The sequence below is a fragment of the Sulfitobacter sp. 1A13421 genome, from assembly GCF_043557285.1.
Classification (GTDB): domain Bacteria; phylum Pseudomonadota; class Alphaproteobacteria; order Rhodobacterales; family Rhodobacteraceae; genus Sulfitobacter; species Sulfitobacter faviae.
Map to the genome: position 1 here is coordinate 13,395 of NZ_JBIFFQ010000012.1, position 16,619 is coordinate 30,013.

Genomic DNA, 16,619 nt, shown 5'->3' on the forward strand with positions numbered 1-16,619 from the left:
CTTAACCGGGGGTGATATTGCCCGGTAGGATGCCCAGCACCAGAACCGGGCAGCCGCCGCTGCGCCCGGCGGCGATGCGGCTGATCAGCTTGTGGGTGCCGGTGGTGCTGGCCCCGAATTTCGCGCTGACGGTCTTGTCGGTCTCATTGCCGAACTTGTCCAAGCAATTGCCGAGCGATTTGAAAAAGTCGTTCGACAGTTCGCGCGTCACGATGACTCCCACGTCGATCACCCCCGCTTCAAAGAAGCTGCGAAAGGCGTATAGGTCGCGGTCGTAGGTCTGGTCCTTGCTGTTCCACTCATAGTCGAACGCCACCCGGCCACGCCAGAAATCGACCATATGATTGTGGATGAAGTCTTCGCGGATGATGCGGTCAACCTCGGGCGCGCTGTCGCCTTTGCCTGCGGTGAGTTGCACCAGCAGGTCGGCCTTGATCCGCACCTCTTCGTGGAAATTCTCGGCTGCCGCATATTGCGCGAAACGGGTGGTGGCCGACATCCGGTTGCCACCCGGCGCGCGGATTTCATTGCGGCTGATGGTGAATTGGCGCAGCACCCGGATGATCGCGGCCAATTCCTCGGGCGCGCGTTGTTGCAGCACGGCGGCGGCGCTGCGGTAGCTGGTGACGGAATAGCGGTCGCGCAGATCGACGGGCAGCAGGTCTTCGACAAGCCTTTCGTCGTCGAAAACCGCGTCGTCGATGCGCCGCGCCAGATTACTCAGCCGCGACACTGGAATTGTAGCTGTAGGTCTTCCAATCGGGCTTGTAATCCGCCTCGGCCTGATTGCCCCAAACGGTCCAACCCTCGCGCACGCCACGCCCGAAGAGTTCGAGGTAGGGGCCCCAAGAGCAGCTTTCGATCAGGTCATATTGCTCATCCGGCTTGCGCGAATGTTCGCGCTTGCGGGTTTGCAGCATGTTCACCTGCCGCCGCCCGGCGTCGAGCGTGCGCACGTTCTTGCCACGCACCCCGAACAGCAAAATCTCGGTCACATTGCGGAAGTAAAAACCCACGCCGCGCCCATCACTGCCGCCATCCTTGCGGATTTTGTGCCAAATGATGTTGGATTTATACTCAAACCCCCAAGCTTTGAGCACCTGCAACCCTTCGGGCAGCAGCGCATTTGGCACCCACATGTAGCAATGCGCGCGGTCTTCGAGGTGATCGGCCACGGGCAGGGCGCAGATATCCTCAACCGTCATCGTGGGATAACGGGCCAAGCGCTTATGCTCGGGCGCGACCTTTCCGGTGCGGTTGGTAAAGCGCCACGGCGGGTCTGCCATGACGCATCCAAACCGGTCTTTGCCCAGAAAGTCGCGTAGGTCTTGTGATGGATTATCGCTCATATCCAATATATTGCGTTCCCTCGGGCTTTCTTGCAACCGCAACCTGCCCGGCGGGGCTGGATATCCACAAGAACGTTAAGGGAACACATCTAGCAGGGAAGAGCGGCTTGGGTCAATCCTCAAGGCTGTCTTCGCGCTTTTCCTCGATGAGTTTGGCTTCCTTTTCCTTACGCTTCAGGAACTTGTCGCCGAAGGCCTCGTTCTGTTCCTCGCCGATAGCCTTTTTCGCGCGGGTGAAAAGCTCGTCTTCTTCCTCATCCATGTGATGCTCGTAATCGTGCTTGAGCTGCTTGAAACGAGTCAGCCAAGCCGACGAGGACATATCGGTTTCGCGCAGTTCCTCCATGATGTCGTCAAGCTGCTGGTGCTCATGCACCGAATGGCGGGCGTGATCTTGGCCCCATGTTTCGGACATCAGCGTGGAATAAAAGGTCTCTTCCTCGGCGGCGGCGTGGGATTTCACGTCATGGTAAAAGCGATCCCAAGCTTTGCGGCGCTCGGCGCTGTCGCCTTCGGTGTCGGCAATGGTGTTCAACAGGGCGCGGTGTTCATCATGATCTTCTTTGATCGCGTCATAGATGGAGGGCATGGGAAAATCCTTTGGTGTTACCTGTGGCTAACGCCGCAGTCACCGGCAGGTTCCCGCCTTAGAAGACCGTGCCCTGCGCCGTTTGGCTGGCAACCTCTTGAAACAGCCCGCCGGTTTGCGCGTGAAAAGCCGCCAAGGCGACGACGACCAGCCCAAGCGCATTCGCGCCCACAACGATCCAGTCGACCGGCTTTGCGGCTGTCGCGCTGTCTTTGGCGTGCTGGCTCATCTCACCCTCCCGGGCCTTTGCGGTTGCGACGATGCTGAAGGCTGATTGTGGCATCAATGTGTAGCTTGGAGGCCAAGACTGGGGTCTGATGCGATTATTTCAAGTTTATTCAGCTTGGCGGCTCGAGAACGCCGGTGCATAACTTTTCCATGAACAGTAAATCTGACCCGCGCCCCGTTGGGCCCCTTGTTGAGAATTGGTCCAAGCCGCCGCGCCCGGGGGGTGACGTGCTCACCGGCCGTCATGTAGTGTTGGAACCGCTGTCGGCCGAGAAACACGCGGCGCTGCTCTATCCCGCCTATCTGGGGGAGGATCACGTTTGGGATTATCTGCCCTACGGGCCATTCTCGTCGGCGGCGCAGTACCACCGTTGGGTGCGCGACAATGCGGGAAAGGCCGATCCCTATTTCATGGCGGTGAAAGACCGCGCGCGGGACCAATGGCTGGGCGTGGCGAGCTTCCTGCGGATCAAGCCCGAGGCGGGCAGCATCGAAGTGGGCCATATCAACTTCAGCCCCGCGCTTCAGCGCACCCCGGCGGCGACCGAGGCGATATTCCTGATGATGCAATGGGCCTTCGAGGCGGGCTATCGCAGATTCGAGTGGAAGTGCGACGCGCTCAACCGTCCGTCGCGCCGCGCGGCGCAGCGTCTGGGGCTGAGTTATGAGGGCGTCTTTCGGCAGGCGACCATCGTCAAGGGGCGCAACCGCGACACGGCTTGGTTCGCCGCGATCGACGCGGAATGGCCCGCGCTGAAAGAGGCGTTCGAGGTTTGGCTTGCCCCCGGCAATGTCGACGGGCAGGGGCAGCAGAAAGAGCGGCTTGGCGATCTGACCCGCCTTGTCCGGGTGGCCGGGGATCCGACCCTTTAACCCGTCAGGCTAGATCGCCAGTTTTTCAGCAAGGCGGTGTTGGATCATGCCAGTGATGGCTGCGGTCTCTGGCCCCGCGGGTTGGCCGAGGGCGCGTTTATGGGCCAAGGCGCGGGCGGCCTCTTCCAAACGCTGGTCATTGGCCGAACGGGCCACCCCGCACAGGAATTGCGCGACGTAATCCAGCGTTTGATTGTCGGGCGCGTCCCCCAGCACGTCAGCGATATAGGCAATGTCATCTTGGAAACCGATCCGGTCGGGGGTGACATCCTCATCTGGCAGGATACGCGGCCCCCGGGGGCGGCGGTCGTCGGACAGTGCGGCGAGGATGGCTTGCTGAAAGGAGGACAGCGAGGTGATCGGCTTGGACAGGAACCCATCCACCCCCGCCGCGCGGGCGTCAGGCTCCATATGGCTGTCGCCAGAGATGGCGATGATCGCCTCGACCCGCGGTGTGCTTTGCATGAGTTCGGCAATCAGGTCCAACCCGCTGCCATCGGGCAGGCCAAGGTCGACCAGCGCCACGCTGGGGCGGTAGACCTGCAAATGCCGCCGGGCCGAACGCAGGCAATCCGCCCGTCTGATCCGCGCGCCCGAGCGCAGGCAGAGCAGGCGCATCGCCTCACAGGCGAAACGGCTGTCTTCGACCACCAGAACGGTAAGGCCCAGCAATGGCCGCTCCGCCGTGGGGGTGAGGGTCGGTCTTTCAAAGGGGTCGGTATCGTCCATCATCGCCTCCAACAACAAATGCTGCGCCATCGTTACGCCGCGTTGGCTAATGACGCGTTAACGTGACGCATTGTTGTTTACCGGGGCGGCGGGCATAAAGCCGGCAAATCACGAGGAGCATTCAGGATGATCGGACGTCTTAACCATGTGGCCATCGCGGTGCCGGATCTTGAAGCTGCGGCGGATCAGTATCGCCACGCGCTTGGGGCCAAGGTTGGTGCGCCGCAGGCCGAACCGGACCACGGGGTGACCGTGATCTTCATCGAACTGCCGAACACCAAGATCGAATTGCTGCATCCCTTGGGCGAAGACAGCCCGATCAACGGCTTTCTGGAAAAGAACCCCGCAGGCGGCATCCACCACATTTGCTATGAGGTCGAGGACATCCTCGCCGCGCGGGACCACCTGAAATCCACCGGCGCGCGGGTCTTGGGCTCGGGCGAGCCGAAGATCGGCGCCCATGGCAAGCCGGTATTGTTCCTGCACCCCAAGGATTTCAACGGCGCGCTCGTCGAGCTTGAGGAGGTCTGATCATGGGTATCGTTTCGGGGCTCGTCCTCTTTGCCGTCATCTGGTCGATGACATTCCTGATCGCCCTGCCGATCCGGGTGCAAACCCAAGGCGACGCGGGCGAGGTGGTGCCGGGCACCCACGCGGGCGCGCCCGAGCAGCATCATCTGGGCCGCAAGGCGCTGTGGACCACGCTGGTCGCCGCGATCATCTGGGCGATCAGCGCGACGATCATTCTGTCGGGCTGGATCAGCGTGGCGGATATCGAAGGCTGGCTGCATCCGAATGCGGCACCAACGCATGGTACAGGTGGGTAAAGGTCGCCGCGCCTAGGATCGGGATCAGCAGGTTCAGCAGCGGCACCGAAAGCGGCACCGCCATCAGCACCCCGGCCATCCAGATCGTGCCCGCATGGCGGCGACGCAGGCGCTTGGTCTCGTCCCGCCCGTGGCGGCGCAGCGCGGCGAGGGTGAAATACTCCCGCCCCAGCAGAAACCCGTTCAGCCCCCAGAAGATGAACAGCGCCGCCGGGGCGAAGAGCAGGTAAAGCACCAGCGCCAGCAGGTTCGCCCCCACCAGCACGCCCATGAAATTGACCATATCGCGGATGGCGTCGCCCATGCCGACTTGGTTCGCGGGGGGCAGATGGGGATAGTGCACCTCTTCCACCGCACCGGCCACTTCATCCAGAAACATCGAGGTGATCGCCGAGGCCACGGGCACCATCAGGAAGACCGAGAGGACCATCAGCAGGATCAGCGCGCTCCAACTCAGCAGATCGTCGAGCCAGTTGACCTCTCCCAGCACGGGCAACCAAGCGTCTTCGGGGGTGACCCAGTCCACCAGATAGGCAAAGCCCGCCGTGGCCGCGATCAGCAGCGCCAGCGACAGGCCCACGCCCAAGAGCACCACCTTGCGAAAGCGCGCATCGCCCAATTGGCCAAGCGCGCGGGTGAATGACCTGAGGATCGCGCTTACAGCCATGTGGTAATCCCGTCGATGTCTGGGCGCGGACGTTCCGGCGGAGCGGTGGTTTCGGTGCCGATGTGAATGATGCCCGCGATGCGCTCATGCGGGGCGAGGGCCAAACCCTCTTCCATAAAGCCCCGGTCATGGGCGGGCCAACCGCTCAGCCAATTGGCGCCCCAGCCTGCGGCGAGGGCGGCATTCAGAAGCGCGAGGCAAACCGCCCCGGCGGAATAGGTCTGCTCCAGCGGCGGAATCTTGGAAGAGGGTTTTTGCACCTCGATCACCGCCACGGCAAGGTTGCCCTGATCGAACTGGCCGCGCCCTTTGGCGATGTCCTCGGCCCCAAGGCCAAGCGCCGCGCCGCGTGTCTCTACCACACCTGCCAAACGCGCCATCGCGGCACGGTCGATGACCACGAAACGCCAAGGCTCCAACTTGCCATGATCCGGCGTGCGCGCGGCGGCGGTCAGAAGCGGGCGCAGGGCTTCGGCATCGGGCACCGGCAGGCCCAGCGTCTTGGCCGGGCGCGAGCGGCGGTTTTGCAAAAAGGCGAGGGCGGAAGGATCAGCTACGGGCATCGGGGTCTCTTACAGGTCCAGTTGCTGCGCCATATCGTCAATCGACTGGCGGAGGAAGGCATCAAAGGCGGGCGAGGGTTGGCGCGCATTCAGCGACCGCGCCATCGGGTCCGGCGCGTCGATTGCGCTGCCGCTCAGTGCGGCGATCGTGGCATGGCCGCAGAAGGGGACATAGGCCTCGGAATAGCCGCCCTCATGCACCAGCACCAGCTTGCCATCGCAAAGCCGCTCGGCGGTGCTGCGAATGCGTTTGGTCATCTCGGCAAAGGTTTCGGCGGTGGCCTGCATCCGCGCCAGCGGGTCGATGATCGCCGCGTCATAGCCGCAGGCGACGATGATCATGTCGGGGGCGAAAGCCTCGATCGCCGGGATCACCACGCGGTCCATCGCATGGAGGTAGGCGGTATGGCCCGAGCCTGCGTGCATCGGCAGGTTAATGTTATAGCCTTCGCCCGCCCCGCGCCCGCGCTCCGTCAGGCCGCCCGTGTCGATGGGGTAATTCCCCTCTTGGTGGAGCGAGATGGTCAGCACGTCATCGCGGTCATAATAGATCGCCTCGGTCCCATTGCCGTGGTGCACGTCCCAATCCAGCACGACGACGCGCTTTGCCAGCCCCTTGGCCTGCGCGGCTTCGATGGCGATGGCGATATTGGCGAGAAGGCAGAAACCGTTGGGCAGGTCCGGCAGGCAGTGATGCCCCGGCGGGCGGCTGAGGGCATAGGCGTTCTGAAGCTCGCCCCGCGCCACGGCATCGACGGCGGCGATGGACAGCCCGGCAGAGAGCGCGGCCAGTTCATAGCCGCCACGGGCGAAGGGCACCGCATGGCCCAGCTCACCACCCCCCGCATCCGAGAGGCGTTTGAAGTCATCAAGATAGGTTTCGGGATGCACCCGCGCCAAGGCCTCCCGGCTGGCGGGGGCAGCGCTGTGGGTGTCGAGTTCGGCGAAGAGCCCGGTCACCTCCATCAGGTTCTTCATCCGGCGCTTGGTCTCGGGGTTTTCCGGCAGGCCCCCGGCGGCGAGGGGCTGCACCAGCCCGCCCACCGGCATGGTAAAGACGTAGTTGCCCCCCGCGTGCCAAAAGCAGCGTTCGTCCCAGAAAAAACCTGTGGTCATCTTGTGCTCCCCTTCATCCTTGCGGGGAAGGTGGCGTAGGGCGGCGGGATTGTCCATGGCGCGGGGGGCTCACGCGGGCGGTGGCGCGTGAGGTGGGTGCGGGATTTGGTATTTGAGAAAGGATGAAGGGGGGGAAGGGGGCGCTTTGGGTGGAAAGCGGGGGGCTTGAGGTGCCCTAGCGCCTTTGGGGGGGCGCTAGGGTTTTTGGGGGCTAGCCAACCATGCCGACGATCTCATAGGTGCGTTTGAGGATCGGGGCGGTGATCTCGCGCGCTTGTTCCGCGCCGCGGGCGAGGATGCGGTCGATCTCGGCCGGGTCGGCCATCAGGCGCTGCATTTCGGCGGTGATCGGGCCCATTCTGGAGACGGCCAGCTCCGCCAGCGCAGGCTTGAAGGTGCCGAATTGCTGGCCGCCGACTTCCGCCAGCACCTGATCGACGGATTGGTCGCTGAGGGCGGCGTAGATGTTCACGAGGTTGCGCGCCTCGGGGCGGTCCTTCAGGCCCTCGGCCTCGGACGGGAGGGCGTCGGGGTCGGTTTTCGCCTTGCGGAACTTCTTGGCGATTGTGTCGGCATCGTCGGTCAGGTTGATGCGGCTCGCGGGCGAGGGGTCGGACTTTGACATCTTCTTGGACCCGTCGCGCAGGGACATGACGCGGGTGGCCGCGCCTTCGATCACCGGTTCGGTGAGCGGGAAGAAATCGACGCCGTAGTCGTGGTTGAACTTCGCGGCGATGTCGCGGGTCAGCTCAAGGTGCTGTTTCTGGTCCTCGCCCACCGGCACATGGGTGGCGTGGTAGATCAGGATGTCGGCGGCCATCAGCGCGGGGTAGGCGAAAAGCCCCAGCGAGGCGGCTTCGGCGTTTTTGCCGGCCTTGTCCTTCCACTGGGTCATGCGGCCCATCCAGCCCATGCGCGCGACGCAGTTGAAGACCCAAGCCAGTTGCGCGTGCTCAGGCACTTGGCTTTGGTTGATCAGGATGGATTTTTCAGGGTCGATGCCCGAGGCGATGAAACCGGCGCAGAGCTCGCGGGTGCTTTTCTTCAGGTCCGCCGGGTCTTGCCAGACCGTGATCGCATGCAGGTCCACCATGCAGTAGATCGATTGCACGCCCTTTTCCTGCGCATCGGCGAACCGTTTCAACGCGCCGAGGTAGTTGCCCAGATGCAGGTCGCCCGAGGGCTGAATGCCGGAAAACACGCGCGGGGTGAATTGGGTCTCGGACATCTGGAGGCACCTCTGGGCTGGAAAGTCTTGCGCGGCAGGCTTACTTCTGGCCGCGAACCCCGTCAAGGAGCGCCCATGCAAGACCCAGACCTCCAGCCCCCCGTGAACCCGCTGCCGCCCGCGGTTGTCATTCTGTTTCTGGCCATCGCCGGGGTCGAGGTGGTGCTCTCTCTGGCCGAGGCCGGGCTGGTGGGCGGCCCCGCTGCCGTAGGCTGGCGACTGGCGCTGGTGCGCGACTTTGGCTTTTCGGGGCTGATCTTTGACGCGATGATCGGGGCAGGCCAGTACCCGATCGAACATATCTGGCGGGTGGTGACTTACCCCTTCATCCATCTGGGCTTTACCCATGCGATCTTTGCCGTGGTGCTGCTTTTGGCCTTGGGCAAGATGGTGGCCGAGGCGATGGGACAACTGGCCTTTCTGGTGATCTTCGTGTTGTCGGGGATCGGCGGGGCGCTGGTTTACGGGGCGCTGTTGAACGATCCGGTCTGGCTCGCCGGGGCCTATCCCAATGTTTACGGGCTGATCGGTGGCTATAGTTTCGTGATGTGGCGGCGGTTGCTGGGCTCGGGCGGGCCGCAGTATCAAGCCTTTACGCTGATCGCGCTGCTGATGGGGCTCCAGCTGTTCTGGGGTATGTTTTTCGAGACTGGCTTTCTCTGGGTGGCGGAGCTCGCCGGGTTCATCTGTGGTTTCGGGCTGAGCTTTCTGGTCGCGCCCGGGGAATGGGCGCGACTGAGGGCGCGGTTGCAGCAGCGTTAACCGCGACGCATCGCGGATTTGAACTCGGACAGGCGGAATGCGCCGATCAACTGGCCGATGCCGAAGTAGCTGAGTGCCGCGATGACAAGCAGCAGCACCAGCGCGAGCCCGCGCCACCACGGCAGGCCAAGCATCGGTTGCAGCGCAGCATTGCCCAGCCAGAGCGCGCCGCCCATGGCGGCGGAGGCGATGAGGATGCGCCAGATGCGTTTGTGGAACCGCGCGTCGAACTTTACCGCATCGCCAAAGCGCCGTGCGCCGATGGCGAGGCAGGCAAACATCGCCCAGCCCGCCAGCGTCGTGGCGACCGCCGGGGCGATCCAGCCGATGAAGGGGGCAAGGCCGATGGCGAGCGCTGCGTTCACCACCATGGCGATCACAGCGAAATGGAAGGGGCGGCGGGTGTCTTCGCGCGCGAAATAGACTGGTTGCAGGATCTTTTGCAGCACGAAGGACGGCAGGCCGAGACCGTAGACCATCACTGCCGTCGCAATCGCGGCGGTGTCGTCGACGCCCGAGGCGCCGCGTTCGAACAGCACCGTGACCAGCGCGAAGGGGATCACGATCAGCGCGACCGAGGAGGGGATCGTCAGGGCCAGCGAAATCTCGGCGGCGCGGCTGAGCGCGGTTTGCGCGCCTGCGTCGTCTCCGGCCCGCAGGCGGCGCGACAGGTCGGGCAGCAGCACGATGCCCACGGCGATGCCCACCACGCCTAAGGGCAGTTGATAGAGGCGGTCGGCGGCGAAGAGCCATGAGACGGCCTTGTCATATTGGCTGGCCACCAATTGCCCGACCACGAGGTTAATCTGCATCACGCCCGAGGCCAGCGCGGCGGGCAGGGCGATGACGATCATCGCGCGCATGTCGGGGGACCAGCGTGGGCGGGAGGGGCGCAGCGGGAAGCCCGCTTGGGCCGCGGCGCGCCATGTCAGCGCCAGCTGTGCCACACCGGCGACGGGGATCGACCAGATCAGCCAAAGCGCCACTTCGCCCCCGGTGAGCGCGGCGAAGGTCATGGCGGCGATGACGAAGATGTTTAGCAGCACCGGCGCTGCGGCGGCCACGGCAAAGCGCCCAGTGGCGTTGAGGATGCCCGAAAACAGCGCAGACAGTGACATGCAGAGGATATAGGGAAAGGCGATGCGGCCAAAGGCGACCGTCATGTCAAAGCGCGGATCTCCGACGAAGCCTTCGGCGGTTAGCCAGACCAGACCGGGCATGAAGATCATGCCCAAAGCGGTCAGCGCCAGCACCACCAGCGCCAAGCCGTTGAAGGCATCGCGGGCGAATGTCTCGGCGCCTTCCTCGCCCTCCAGCTTTTTGGCGAACATCGGCACGAATGCCGCGTTGAACGCGCCCTCGGCAAAGAAGCGGCGGAACATATTGGGCAGGCGGAAGGCGGCGACGAAAGCGTCCATGACCGGGCCGGGGCCGATGAGTGACAGCAGCAGCACTTCGCGCAGGAAGCCGAGCACGCGGCTCAGCAGGGTCCAGACCCCGACAGTGAAAAAGCCGGACATAAGACGGATAGGTTTCATCGGAGGAGCCTTAATTTGCGCTGCGGTGATCCCTAGCGCGGGCGGTCACCCGGTGCAATCGCGGTAAACGGCAGGAAATGCCCCGCCGCCCGCTGGGGCAAGGCGGCGCTTATCCCCCCGTGGGGTAGATGAACCCATTGATCGGATAGGTGCTGCCAAAGGCGCCCGGCTGGCTTTCCAAGCGGACGGCGGACCAGTCGTTGTCGTCGGACACGTCAATCACGGCCATTTTCAGCGACACTTCGTTGCGCTTCCAATTAGCGTGATCCACCCGGATTTCGCGGGGTGAGACGATATCGGAAACCACAGCGATATGACCCATCGGCATGGAGCGGGTGGCGCTGAAGGCCATCACGGCACCGACGACGGGATCATCGCCGCGCGGGTAAAGCCCTTTGGCCTTGCCCCACCATGTCTCCGCATTGCCGCGAATCTGGATACCGCTGACATTGCGGGCGAAGGGCACGCACCAAACGCGCTGGCCCTTGGCGCGCATGTCTTTGGCGGTCTGTACGGCCATGAAATGCCGCTGGGGATCGATGCCGCCGAAATCATAGGTCTGCGGGATGTCAGGCGCTTTGGCGCAGGCTGCCGTGAGAAGAAGTGTGGCGCAAAGGGCCATCAGGCCCCGGTTCGGCAGTGCGGCGCGTGTCACGCTCATATGTCCCTCATTCATGGAATCCCGCCTCAGCGGCGGGTTGCAGGGATTTTGAGGATCTGACGCGCAAAGCAAAGCGGCCAAAGAGCGGGTGGCGAAAACCCGCCGATGAGGCGGAGGCGGGGGGCTAGCCCTCCGCCCGCTCGACCCCTGCGGCAATCGCTTCGCGCAGGCGTTTTTCCAAGGTGCGCTGCTTGGCCTCGGTATAGTATTTCAGGCCGAACATATCCTTGACGTAGAAGGTATCGACCACCTGTTCGCCATAGGTCGCAATCACCGCATTGGCGATATAGACATTCGAGGCCGCCAAGGTGCGCGTCAGATCATAGAGCAGACCGGGCCGGTCGCGGGTGTCGACCTCGATGATCGTGTAGATTTCCGAACCTTCGTTGTCGAAGGTGATATGTGTGGGCACTTTGAAAGCGCGCTCGCGCTTCTTGACCTTATCGCGGGATTTCAGCGCATCGCGGGCGACGATCTCGCCGCGCAGGGTCTTGAGGATCATCTCGCGCAGCCGCGGCAGGCGGCTGGCCTCATAGGGTTGATCTTCGCTGTCCTGAATCCAGAAAGCGTCGGTGACGAAACCATCCTTCGTGGTGTAGCTGCGCGCATCCACCACATTGGCGCCGACCAGCGCCAGCGCGCCGGCGAGCCGGGCAAAGATGCCGGGGTGATCGGCCATGACGAAACAGGCCCGCGTCGCGCCGCGGTCTTCGTCGGGGTGCAGATCAATGCGAATATCGTCATTGCCGATGTCGCGCAGCAGTTCCGCAAAGGCGACATGGGCGGTGACATGCAGACCCTGCCAATAGGGCGGATAATGGCGGGCCGTCTCGCGCTGGAGACGTTTGCGCGGCCAATCGGAGAGCGCGGCGCGCAGGGCTTTCTTGGCCTCCGCGCCCCGGTTTTCGCGGTTGAGGTCTTCGAGCCCGGTTTCCAGCGCCCGCTCGGTCTGGCGATAGAGCGCGCGGATCAGCACCGCTTTCCAATTGTTCCATGTATTCGGCCCGACGCCACGAATGTCGCAGACCGTTAGCACGCAAAGCAGGTCGAGCCGTTTGACCGTCTGTACCGCCTTGGCAAAATCGCGCACTGTGCGCGGATCGGCGATGTCGCGTTTCTGCGCCATGTCGGACATCAGCAGGTGATAGCGCACCAGCCATTCCACCGTGTCGACCTCATCGCGTTTCAGCCCCAGCCGCGGTCCGATGCGCCGCGCCAGTTTCGCACCGATGATGGAATGGTCCTCGGGCCGCCCCTTGCCGATGTCATGCAGCAGCAGGGCCACATAGAGCACCTTGCGGTTCACCCCGCGTTTCAGGATCGAGGAGGCAACGGGCAGTTCCTCTTCCAGCTCGCCCTTTTCGATCCGGGCGAGGTTGGCGATACATTGGATAGTGTGTTCGTCGACCGTGTAGGAATGATACATGTTGAACTGCATCATCGCGACGATCGGCTCGAACTCAGGGATGAAGGCGCCCAAGACGCCCAATTCGTTCATCCGCCGCAGGGAGCGTTCGGGGTTGCCGTGTTTCAACAACAGATCGAGAAAGATGCGCCGGGCTTCGGGCGTGCGGCGCATGTCGTCGTCGATCAGCGCGAGGTTGGCCTTGATCAGACGCATCGCATCGGGGTGGATCAACATGCCTGTGCGCAGCGCTTCTTCGAAGATGCGCAGCAGGTTCAGCTTGTCTTGCAAAAACTCTTCATCGTCCTTCACCGCGATGCGGTTGTGGACCACCTGAAACCCCTCGCGGATTTTCGGGCGGCGGCGGAAGATGCGTTCCAGCAGCGGTTCGGCCTTCATATGCGACGCTTCGAGCCCGCTGACGAAGATGCGCGTCAGATCCCCCACTGCGGTGGCATGGCGGAAATAGGCCTGCATGAAGATCTCGACGCCCCGCCGGCCGCCGATGTCCTGATAGCCCATCGCTTGGGCGACCTGCACCTGCATGTCGAAGGTCAGCTGTTCCGTCGCGCGCCCGGCAATCAGGTGGAGGTGCCCCCGCACGGCCCAGAGAAAAGCCTCGGCCTCGCGGAAGGTGTCGTATTCATCGGCGCGGAACACGCCGAGATCGACCAGATCCGCGACCCGATCCACGTCATGGATGAATTTGGCGATCCAGAACAACGAATGCAGATCGCGCAGCCCGCCCTTACCTTCCTTGACGTTGGGCTCGACCATATAGCGCTCACCCTGTTTCAGGTGGCGGTTGTCGCGCTCTTCCAGTTTCGCTTCGATGAAATCCTTTCCCGCGCCTGAGAAAAGTTCGTTCTTGAGCCGTTCGGAAAGCTCTTGCGCAAGGGTCACATCGCCGTCGATGAAACGGTTTTCCAGCAGGGCGGTCTGAATGGTGAAATCATCCGCCCCCAGCCGCAGGCAGTCTTCGATGGTGCGGGTGGCGTGGCCGACCTTCAGCTTCAAATCCCACAGGATGTAGAGCATCGATTCGATCACGCTCTCCGACCATGCGGTGGCCTTGTAGGGAATGAGGAACAGCAGATCGACATCGGAAAAGGGCGCCATCTCTCCCCGGCCATAGCCGCCGACGCCAATCATAGCGAGCCGTTCACCCTCGGTCGGGTTCGGGTTGGGGTGCAGCACCTGCGTGGCGATCTGCAAGACGCAGCGCAGCAGTTGGTCGGTGAGATAGGTGTAGGAAGAGGTCATCGCCCGGGCATCGAAGGGCGATTCAGCAAAGCCCGCCGCGATGGCCTTGCGGCCCGCCTGCTGGGCTTCTTGGATCAGGGGAACGATCTCGGCCCTGAGGGCTGCGCCCTCCAGCGTGCTGTCGCGCTGGGCGAGGGCCTGCCAGATCGCCGTGTCGTCAAAGATTTGCTCGGGCGCGCAAATCAGGCGCGGGTGTCGACGCGCGCCTGATGTTGTTGTCGGTTTCGCGAGGTCCAATTCAGAAACCAGCCCCGCCAAAGCCGCGCGGTGCCGGGTCAAGCACGACGACACGGTTGTCGCGGATCGTGGCCACGGCCAGCGCACGTTCGTTGGTGCCATCGCGGCGCAGGCGGAAGATGCCGCTGGCGCCTTGGAAGCCCGCCCCTTGGGTCAGCGCGGCCCCGGAAAGCGCGTTGGATTTGCCGCCCTTCACCAAGGAGCCGATCGCCGCGATCCCGTCAAAGGCCAGCCCGGCCAGAGGGTGCGGATCACTGCCATAGGCCGCGGTGTAACGGTTCGAGAAGGCACCGCTCGCCGCCCTGTCGGGCAGGGCGAACCAGCCGCCCTGAACGCCGGGCAGTTCCAGCGTTTGGGCGGGGATGTCCCAACGGGTCAGGCCGACATATTGTGTGGTCGCCGATTGGATGCCGGCCTCGGGCAGAAGCTGCGCGAAAAGCGGCAGAGCACTGGCCGAGGAGGTGGTGAGGAAGAGCGCATTGGCGCCGCTGCCTTCGATGGTCGCTTTGACGCGCGGCACGGCGGCCACGACCGACTCTTGGCTCAGCGCGTAATCGACGGTGCCTGCCAGCGTCGCGCCATTGGCGCTGATCGCCTGAAGGATCGCGTCACGGCCCAGTTGTCCGGCAAGGTCCTGACCATGCAGCACGACCATTTTGTCTTTGCCGTTGCGCTTGGCAAAGCTCACCAACCGGTTGGCGGTATTGGCAAAGGTCGGCCCGAGCACGAAAACATTGCCACCCGCGATGGTCGGGTTGTTCGAGAAGGAGATCACGTTGACCCCGGAGGAGGCCACGGCCACCCCAGCCGCATTGGCCGCTTCGCCGTAAACCGGGCCAAGGATGATCTTGGCCCCTTCATTCACCGCCTGCGCGGCGACGGAGGCGGCTGTGCTGGCATTGCCTGCGGTGCCATAAACGCGCAGGTCGATCTGCACGCCATCCAGATCGCGCATCGCAAGGCGCGCGGCGTTTTCGAGGTTCTTGGCCAGCAACTCATCACTGGCCGTGCCGCCGCGCGGGACCAAGAGCGCCACGGGAACGGGGGCCGCAGGGTCGATGCGCGGGCCGCCGGAATTGGCGCCGCCCGTGGCGACAGGCTGACAGGCCGCCAGCAGGACCGCGAAGAGCGGCAGCAAGAGCAGGTGCATCTTCTTGCGGATGGCGCGGAAACAGGCAATCATTTGTATTCACTCCCCGGTGGTGGCAAGACGACGATGGTCGCCGGAACATGGCCGCGATCATAGTGACTGCGAAAGGCGGGTCCAGCGTTGAAATTTGACAAGACAGAGCTAGCCCCGGGACTTTATTTCGTGGGCGTCCCCATCGGCACCGCACGCGATATCACGTTGCGCGCGCTCGACACGCTGGCCTCGGCGGATTTGCTGGCGGCAGAGGACACGCGCAGCCTGCGGCGGCTGATGGAAATTCATGGGGTGCCGCTTGATGGGCGCAAGGTGCTGGCGCTGCACGATCACAGCGGCACATCGGTGCAAGAGCGGCTGATCGCGGCCATCCGCGAGGGCAAATCGGTCGCCTATGCGTCGGAGGCGGGCATGCCGCTGATCGCCGATCCGGGGTTTGAATTAAGCCGCGCCGCGGCCGAAGCGGGCGTGATGCAGACCTGCGCGCCGGGGCCATCGGCCGTGCTGACCGCGCTGGCCTTGGGCGCCCTGCCGACGGATGCATTTTTCTTTGCGGGTTTCCTGCCCAACAGCAAATCGGCCCGGATCGCGGCGCTGGAAAAGCTGCGCGACGTGCCGGGAACACTGGTGTTCTACGAATCGCCCAAACGGCTCGGCGCCATGCTGCGCGATGCGGCAACCGCACTGGGCGCGGGGCGCAAGGCGGCAATGTGCCGGGAGTTGACCAAGAAATTCGAAGAGATCCAGCGCGATACCCTCGAAAATCTCGCCGGGCTTTATCAAGCGAAGGCACCGAAAGGCGAAGTGGTCGTGCTGATTGATCGCAGCCGTTCAGACTCTGTTAATCACCTTGACCTAGAAACAGATTTGCAACGGGCGCTTACAGATATGTCGATGCGTGACGCTGTCGATTTGGTGGCGCAGGCCCATGGCCTGCCACGGCGGCAGGTCTATCAAGCGGCATTGGCGCTCGGCAAAGGTTAGAACGCGGATCGGAGCGATGAAAATGGCGCAGGGCAATACGGGGATACGAACTGCGGCCAAACGCCAACGGGGGCGCATGGCCTATCACGCTGGGATCGCCGCCGAGAACCGGATCGCGCAAGACTATGAAAGGCGCGGTTTTGCCATCGCGCGCCGCCGTTGGCGCGGCCGCGCTGGTGAAATTGATTTGATCCTGCGCGATGGGGCTGCCTTAATCTTTGTCGAGGTGAAACAAAGCCGTAGTTTCGCACGGGCCGCCGAAAGCCTTTCCGCCCGACAGATGCAGCGCATCTACCGCTCCGCCGAGGAATTTCTTGCTGGCGAACCTGCAGGAAGCCTGACCGAGGTGCGCTTTGACGTGGCGCTAGTCGATGGGCAGGGGGGCACTGAAATCATCGAAAACGCTTTTGGCCACGGCTGACCCATTGCGCATAGGCCCCTGCTGCGCCATCTAAG

General features: G+C 63.5%; 19 protein-coding genes. 6 read left to right on the top strand and 13 right to left on the bottom strand.

Annotation, left to right across the window (positions count from 1 at the left end; translation table 11 throughout):
- Position 1 precedes the first annotated feature (1 nt).
- The 4 genes from ACGYLI_RS16295 to ACGYLI_RS16310 form a co-directional block, all read right to left on the bottom strand.
- Positions 2 to 733: a BglII/BstYI family type II restriction endonuclease gene (locus ACGYLI_RS16295; RefSeq protein WP_348540731.1), complete on the bottom strand. Its 732-nt coding sequence runs from the start codon at positions 731 to 733 to the stop codon at positions 2 to 4.
- Positions 717 to 1,349: an MT-A70 family methyltransferase gene (locus tag ACGYLI_RS16300; RefSeq protein ID WP_067261508.1), complete on the bottom strand. Its 633-nt coding sequence runs from the start codon at positions 1,347 to 1,349 to the stop codon at positions 717 to 719. Before ACGYLI_RS16300 ends, ACGYLI_RS16295 begins: the two co-directional genes overlap by 17 nt.
- Positions 1,350 to 1,461: 112 nt before the next feature.
- Entirely contained in the window at positions 1,462 to 1,938 is a 477-nt protein-coding gene (locus tag ACGYLI_RS16305; RefSeq protein WP_394419913.1) for a hemerythrin domain-containing protein, read from the bottom strand.
- Positions 1,939 to 1,996: 58 nt separating this feature from the next.
- Entirely contained in the window at positions 1,997 to 2,167 is a 171-nt protein-coding gene (locus tag ACGYLI_RS16310) for a hypothetical protein (protein ID WP_394412637.1), read from the bottom strand.
- Positions 2,168 to 2,316: 149 nt separating this feature from the next.
- On the opposite strand from ACGYLI_RS16310, the gene ACGYLI_RS16315 reads away from it, so the two are divergent.
- Positions 2,317 to 3,039, top strand: coding sequence for a GNAT family N-acetyltransferase (locus tag ACGYLI_RS16315; RefSeq protein WP_394419914.1), 723 nt, complete (start codon positions 2,317 to 2,319; stop codon positions 3,037 to 3,039).
- 9 nt (positions 3,040 to 3,048) lie between these two features.
- Here the strand turns inward: ACGYLI_RS16315 and ACGYLI_RS16320 are convergent, their stop codons facing one another.
- The gene (locus ACGYLI_RS16320) at positions 3,049 to 3,768 is read right to left on the bottom strand and encodes a response regulator (protein ID WP_394419963.1); all 720 of its coding nucleotides are present in this window, start codon (positions 3,766 to 3,768) and stop codon (positions 3,049 to 3,051) included.
- Positions 3,769 to 3,894: 126 nt separating this feature from the next.
- Between ACGYLI_RS16320 and mce the strand changes: the two genes are divergently transcribed.
- Together mce and ACGYLI_RS16330 are read left to right on the top strand one after the other, a co-directional pair.
- Positions 3,895 to 4,299, top strand: a complete 405-nt coding sequence (mce, locus tag ACGYLI_RS16325; protein WP_067261515.1) for a methylmalonyl-CoA epimerase — start codon at positions 3,895 to 3,897, stop codon at positions 4,297 to 4,299.
- Positions 4,300 to 4,301: 2 nt separating this feature from the next.
- Positions 4,302 to 4,595 (top strand): DUF1467 family protein, encoded by a 294-nt coding sequence (locus ACGYLI_RS16330; RefSeq protein ID WP_067261517.1) that lies wholly within the window; start codon positions 4,302 to 4,304, stop codon positions 4,593 to 4,595.
- On the opposite strand, the gene ACGYLI_RS16335 is transcribed toward ACGYLI_RS16330, so the two are convergent.
- The 4 genes from ACGYLI_RS16335 to trpS all read right to left on the bottom strand — a co-directional run bounded on the left by ACGYLI_RS16335 (position 4,528) and on the right by trpS (position 8,169).
- Positions 4,528 to 5,262, bottom strand: a complete 735-nt coding sequence (locus ACGYLI_RS16335; protein WP_394419915.1) for an EI24 domain-containing protein — start codon at positions 5,260 to 5,262, stop codon at positions 4,528 to 4,530. The two genes, ACGYLI_RS16330 and ACGYLI_RS16335, sit on opposite strands and share 68 nt — an antisense overlap.
- Complete coding sequence (locus ACGYLI_RS16340) at positions 5,253 to 5,825, bottom strand: nitroreductase family protein (RefSeq protein ID WP_394419916.1); 573 nt, start codon at positions 5,823 to 5,825, stop codon at positions 5,253 to 5,255. Before ACGYLI_RS16340 ends, ACGYLI_RS16335 begins: the two co-directional genes overlap by 10 nt.
- 9 nt (positions 5,826 to 5,834) lie before the next feature.
- Positions 5,835 to 6,941 carry a class II histone deacetylase gene (locus ACGYLI_RS16345; RefSeq protein ID WP_394419917.1) on the bottom strand — a complete coding sequence of 369 codons (1,107 nt, stop codon included), beginning with the start codon at positions 6,939 to 6,941 and terminating at the stop codon, positions 5,835 to 5,837.
- Positions 6,942 to 7,152: 211 nt separating this feature from the next.
- On the bottom strand, positions 7,153 to 8,169 hold the full coding sequence (gene trpS, locus ACGYLI_RS16350; protein ID WP_209217007.1) for a tryptophan--tRNA ligase: 1,017 nt from the start codon (positions 8,167 to 8,169) through the stop codon (positions 7,153 to 7,155).
- Positions 8,170 to 8,244: 75 nt separating this feature from the next.
- On the opposite strand from trpS, the gene ACGYLI_RS16355 reads away from it, so the two are divergent.
- On the top strand, positions 8,245 to 8,931 hold the full coding sequence (locus ACGYLI_RS16355) for a rhomboid family intramembrane serine protease (RefSeq protein ID WP_394419918.1): 687 nt from the start codon (positions 8,245 to 8,247) through the stop codon (positions 8,929 to 8,931).
- Here ACGYLI_RS16355 and murJ read toward each other — a convergent pair.
- The 4 genes from murJ to ACGYLI_RS16375 form a co-directional block, all read right to left on the bottom strand.
- Positions 8,928 to 10,469, bottom strand: coding sequence for a murein biosynthesis integral membrane protein MurJ (gene murJ, locus ACGYLI_RS16360; protein ID WP_394419919.1), 1,542 nt, complete (start codon positions 10,467 to 10,469; stop codon positions 8,928 to 8,930). The genes ACGYLI_RS16355 and murJ overlap by 4 nt on opposite strands.
- Before the next feature lie 109 nt (positions 10,470 to 10,578).
- On the bottom strand, positions 10,579 to 11,130 hold the full coding sequence (locus ACGYLI_RS16365; RefSeq protein ID WP_394412617.1) for a CHAP domain-containing protein: 552 nt from the start codon (positions 11,128 to 11,130) through the stop codon (positions 10,579 to 10,581).
- Positions 11,131 to 11,254: 124 nt separating this feature from the next.
- Positions 11,255 to 14,077 carry a [protein-PII] uridylyltransferase gene (locus ACGYLI_RS16370; RefSeq protein WP_394419920.1) on the bottom strand — a complete coding sequence of 941 codons (2,823 nt, stop codon included), beginning with the start codon at positions 14,075 to 14,077 and terminating at the stop codon, positions 11,255 to 11,257.
- Positions 14,037 to 15,218, bottom strand: coding sequence for a penicillin-binding protein activator (locus tag ACGYLI_RS16375; protein WP_394419921.1), 1,182 nt, complete (start codon positions 15,216 to 15,218; stop codon positions 14,037 to 14,039). Before ACGYLI_RS16375 ends, ACGYLI_RS16370 begins: the two co-directional genes overlap by 41 nt.
- Positions 15,219 to 15,305: 87 nt before the next feature.
- Here ACGYLI_RS16375 and rsmI point away from each other — a divergent pair, with 87 nt between their 5' ends.
- Positions 15,306 to 16,163, top strand: a complete 858-nt coding sequence (rsmI, locus tag ACGYLI_RS16380) for a 16S rRNA (cytidine(1402)-2'-O)-methyltransferase (RefSeq protein WP_209217010.1) — start codon at positions 15,306 to 15,308, stop codon at positions 16,161 to 16,163.
- Between the two features lie 76 nt (positions 16,164 to 16,239).
- Positions 16,240 to 16,584: a YraN family protein gene (locus ACGYLI_RS16385; protein ID WP_394419922.1), complete on the top strand. Its 345-nt coding sequence runs from the start codon at positions 16,240 to 16,242 to the stop codon at positions 16,582 to 16,584.
- The last annotated feature ends 35 nt before the right edge of the window (positions 16,585 to 16,619 follow it).

What these genes read in the sequence shown, in the direction of transcription:
- ACGYLI_RS16300 (WP_067261508.1), bottom strand. Translation starts at nt 1,349, where the DNA reads ATGAGCGATAATCCATCACAAGACCTACGCGACTTTCTGGGCAAAGAC.
- ACGYLI_RS16305 (WP_394419913.1), bottom strand. Translation starts at nt 1,938, where the DNA reads ATGCCCTCCATCTATGACGCGATCAAAGAAGATCATGATGAACACCGC.
- ACGYLI_RS16310 (WP_394412637.1), bottom strand. Translation starts at nt 2,167, where the DNA reads ATGAGCCAGCACGCCAAAGACAGCGCGACAGCCGCAAAGCCGGTCGAC.
- ACGYLI_RS16315 (WP_394419914.1), top strand. Translation starts at nt 2,317, where the DNA reads ATGAACAGTAAATCTGACCCGCGCCCCGTTGGGCCCCTTGTTGAGAAT.
- ACGYLI_RS16320 (WP_394419963.1), bottom strand. Translation starts at nt 3,768, where the DNA reads ATGGACGATACCGACCCCTTTGAAAGACCGACCCTCACCCCCACGGCG.
- mce (WP_067261515.1), top strand. Translation starts at nt 3,895, where the DNA reads ATGATCGGACGTCTTAACCATGTGGCCATCGCGGTGCCGGATCTTGAA.
- ACGYLI_RS16330 (WP_067261517.1), top strand. Translation starts at nt 4,302, where the DNA reads ATGGGTATCGTTTCGGGGCTCGTCCTCTTTGCCGTCATCTGGTCGATG.
- ACGYLI_RS16335 (WP_394419915.1), bottom strand. Translation starts at nt 5,262, where the DNA reads ATGGCTGTAAGCGCGATCCTCAGGTCATTCACCCGCGCGCTTGGCCAA.
- ACGYLI_RS16340 (WP_394419916.1), bottom strand. Translation starts at nt 5,825, where the DNA reads ATGCCCGTAGCTGATCCTTCCGCCCTCGCCTTTTTGCAAAACCGCCGC.
- ACGYLI_RS16345 (WP_394419917.1), bottom strand. Translation starts at nt 6,941, where the DNA reads ATGACCACAGGTTTTTTCTGGGACGAACGCTGCTTTTGGCACGCGGGG.
- trpS (WP_209217007.1), bottom strand. Translation starts at nt 8,169, where the DNA reads ATGTCCGAGACCCAATTCACCCCGCGCGTGTTTTCCGGCATTCAGCCC.
- ACGYLI_RS16355 (WP_394419918.1), top strand. Translation starts at nt 8,245, where the DNA reads ATGCAAGACCCAGACCTCCAGCCCCCCGTGAACCCGCTGCCGCCCGCG.
- murJ (WP_394419919.1), bottom strand. Translation starts at nt 10,469, where the DNA reads ATGAAACCTATCCGTCTTATGTCCGGCTTTTTCACTGTCGGGGTCTGG.
- ACGYLI_RS16365 (WP_394412617.1), bottom strand. Translation starts at nt 11,130, where the DNA reads ATGAGCGTGACACGCGCCGCACTGCCGAACCGGGGCCTGATGGCCCTT.
- ACGYLI_RS16375 (WP_394419921.1), bottom strand. Translation starts at nt 15,218, where the DNA reads ATGATTGCCTGTTTCCGCGCCATCCGCAAGAAGATGCACCTGCTCTTG.
- ACGYLI_RS16385 (WP_394419922.1), top strand. Translation starts at nt 16,240, where the DNA reads ATGGCCTATCACGCTGGGATCGCCGCCGAGAACCGGATCGCGCAAGAC.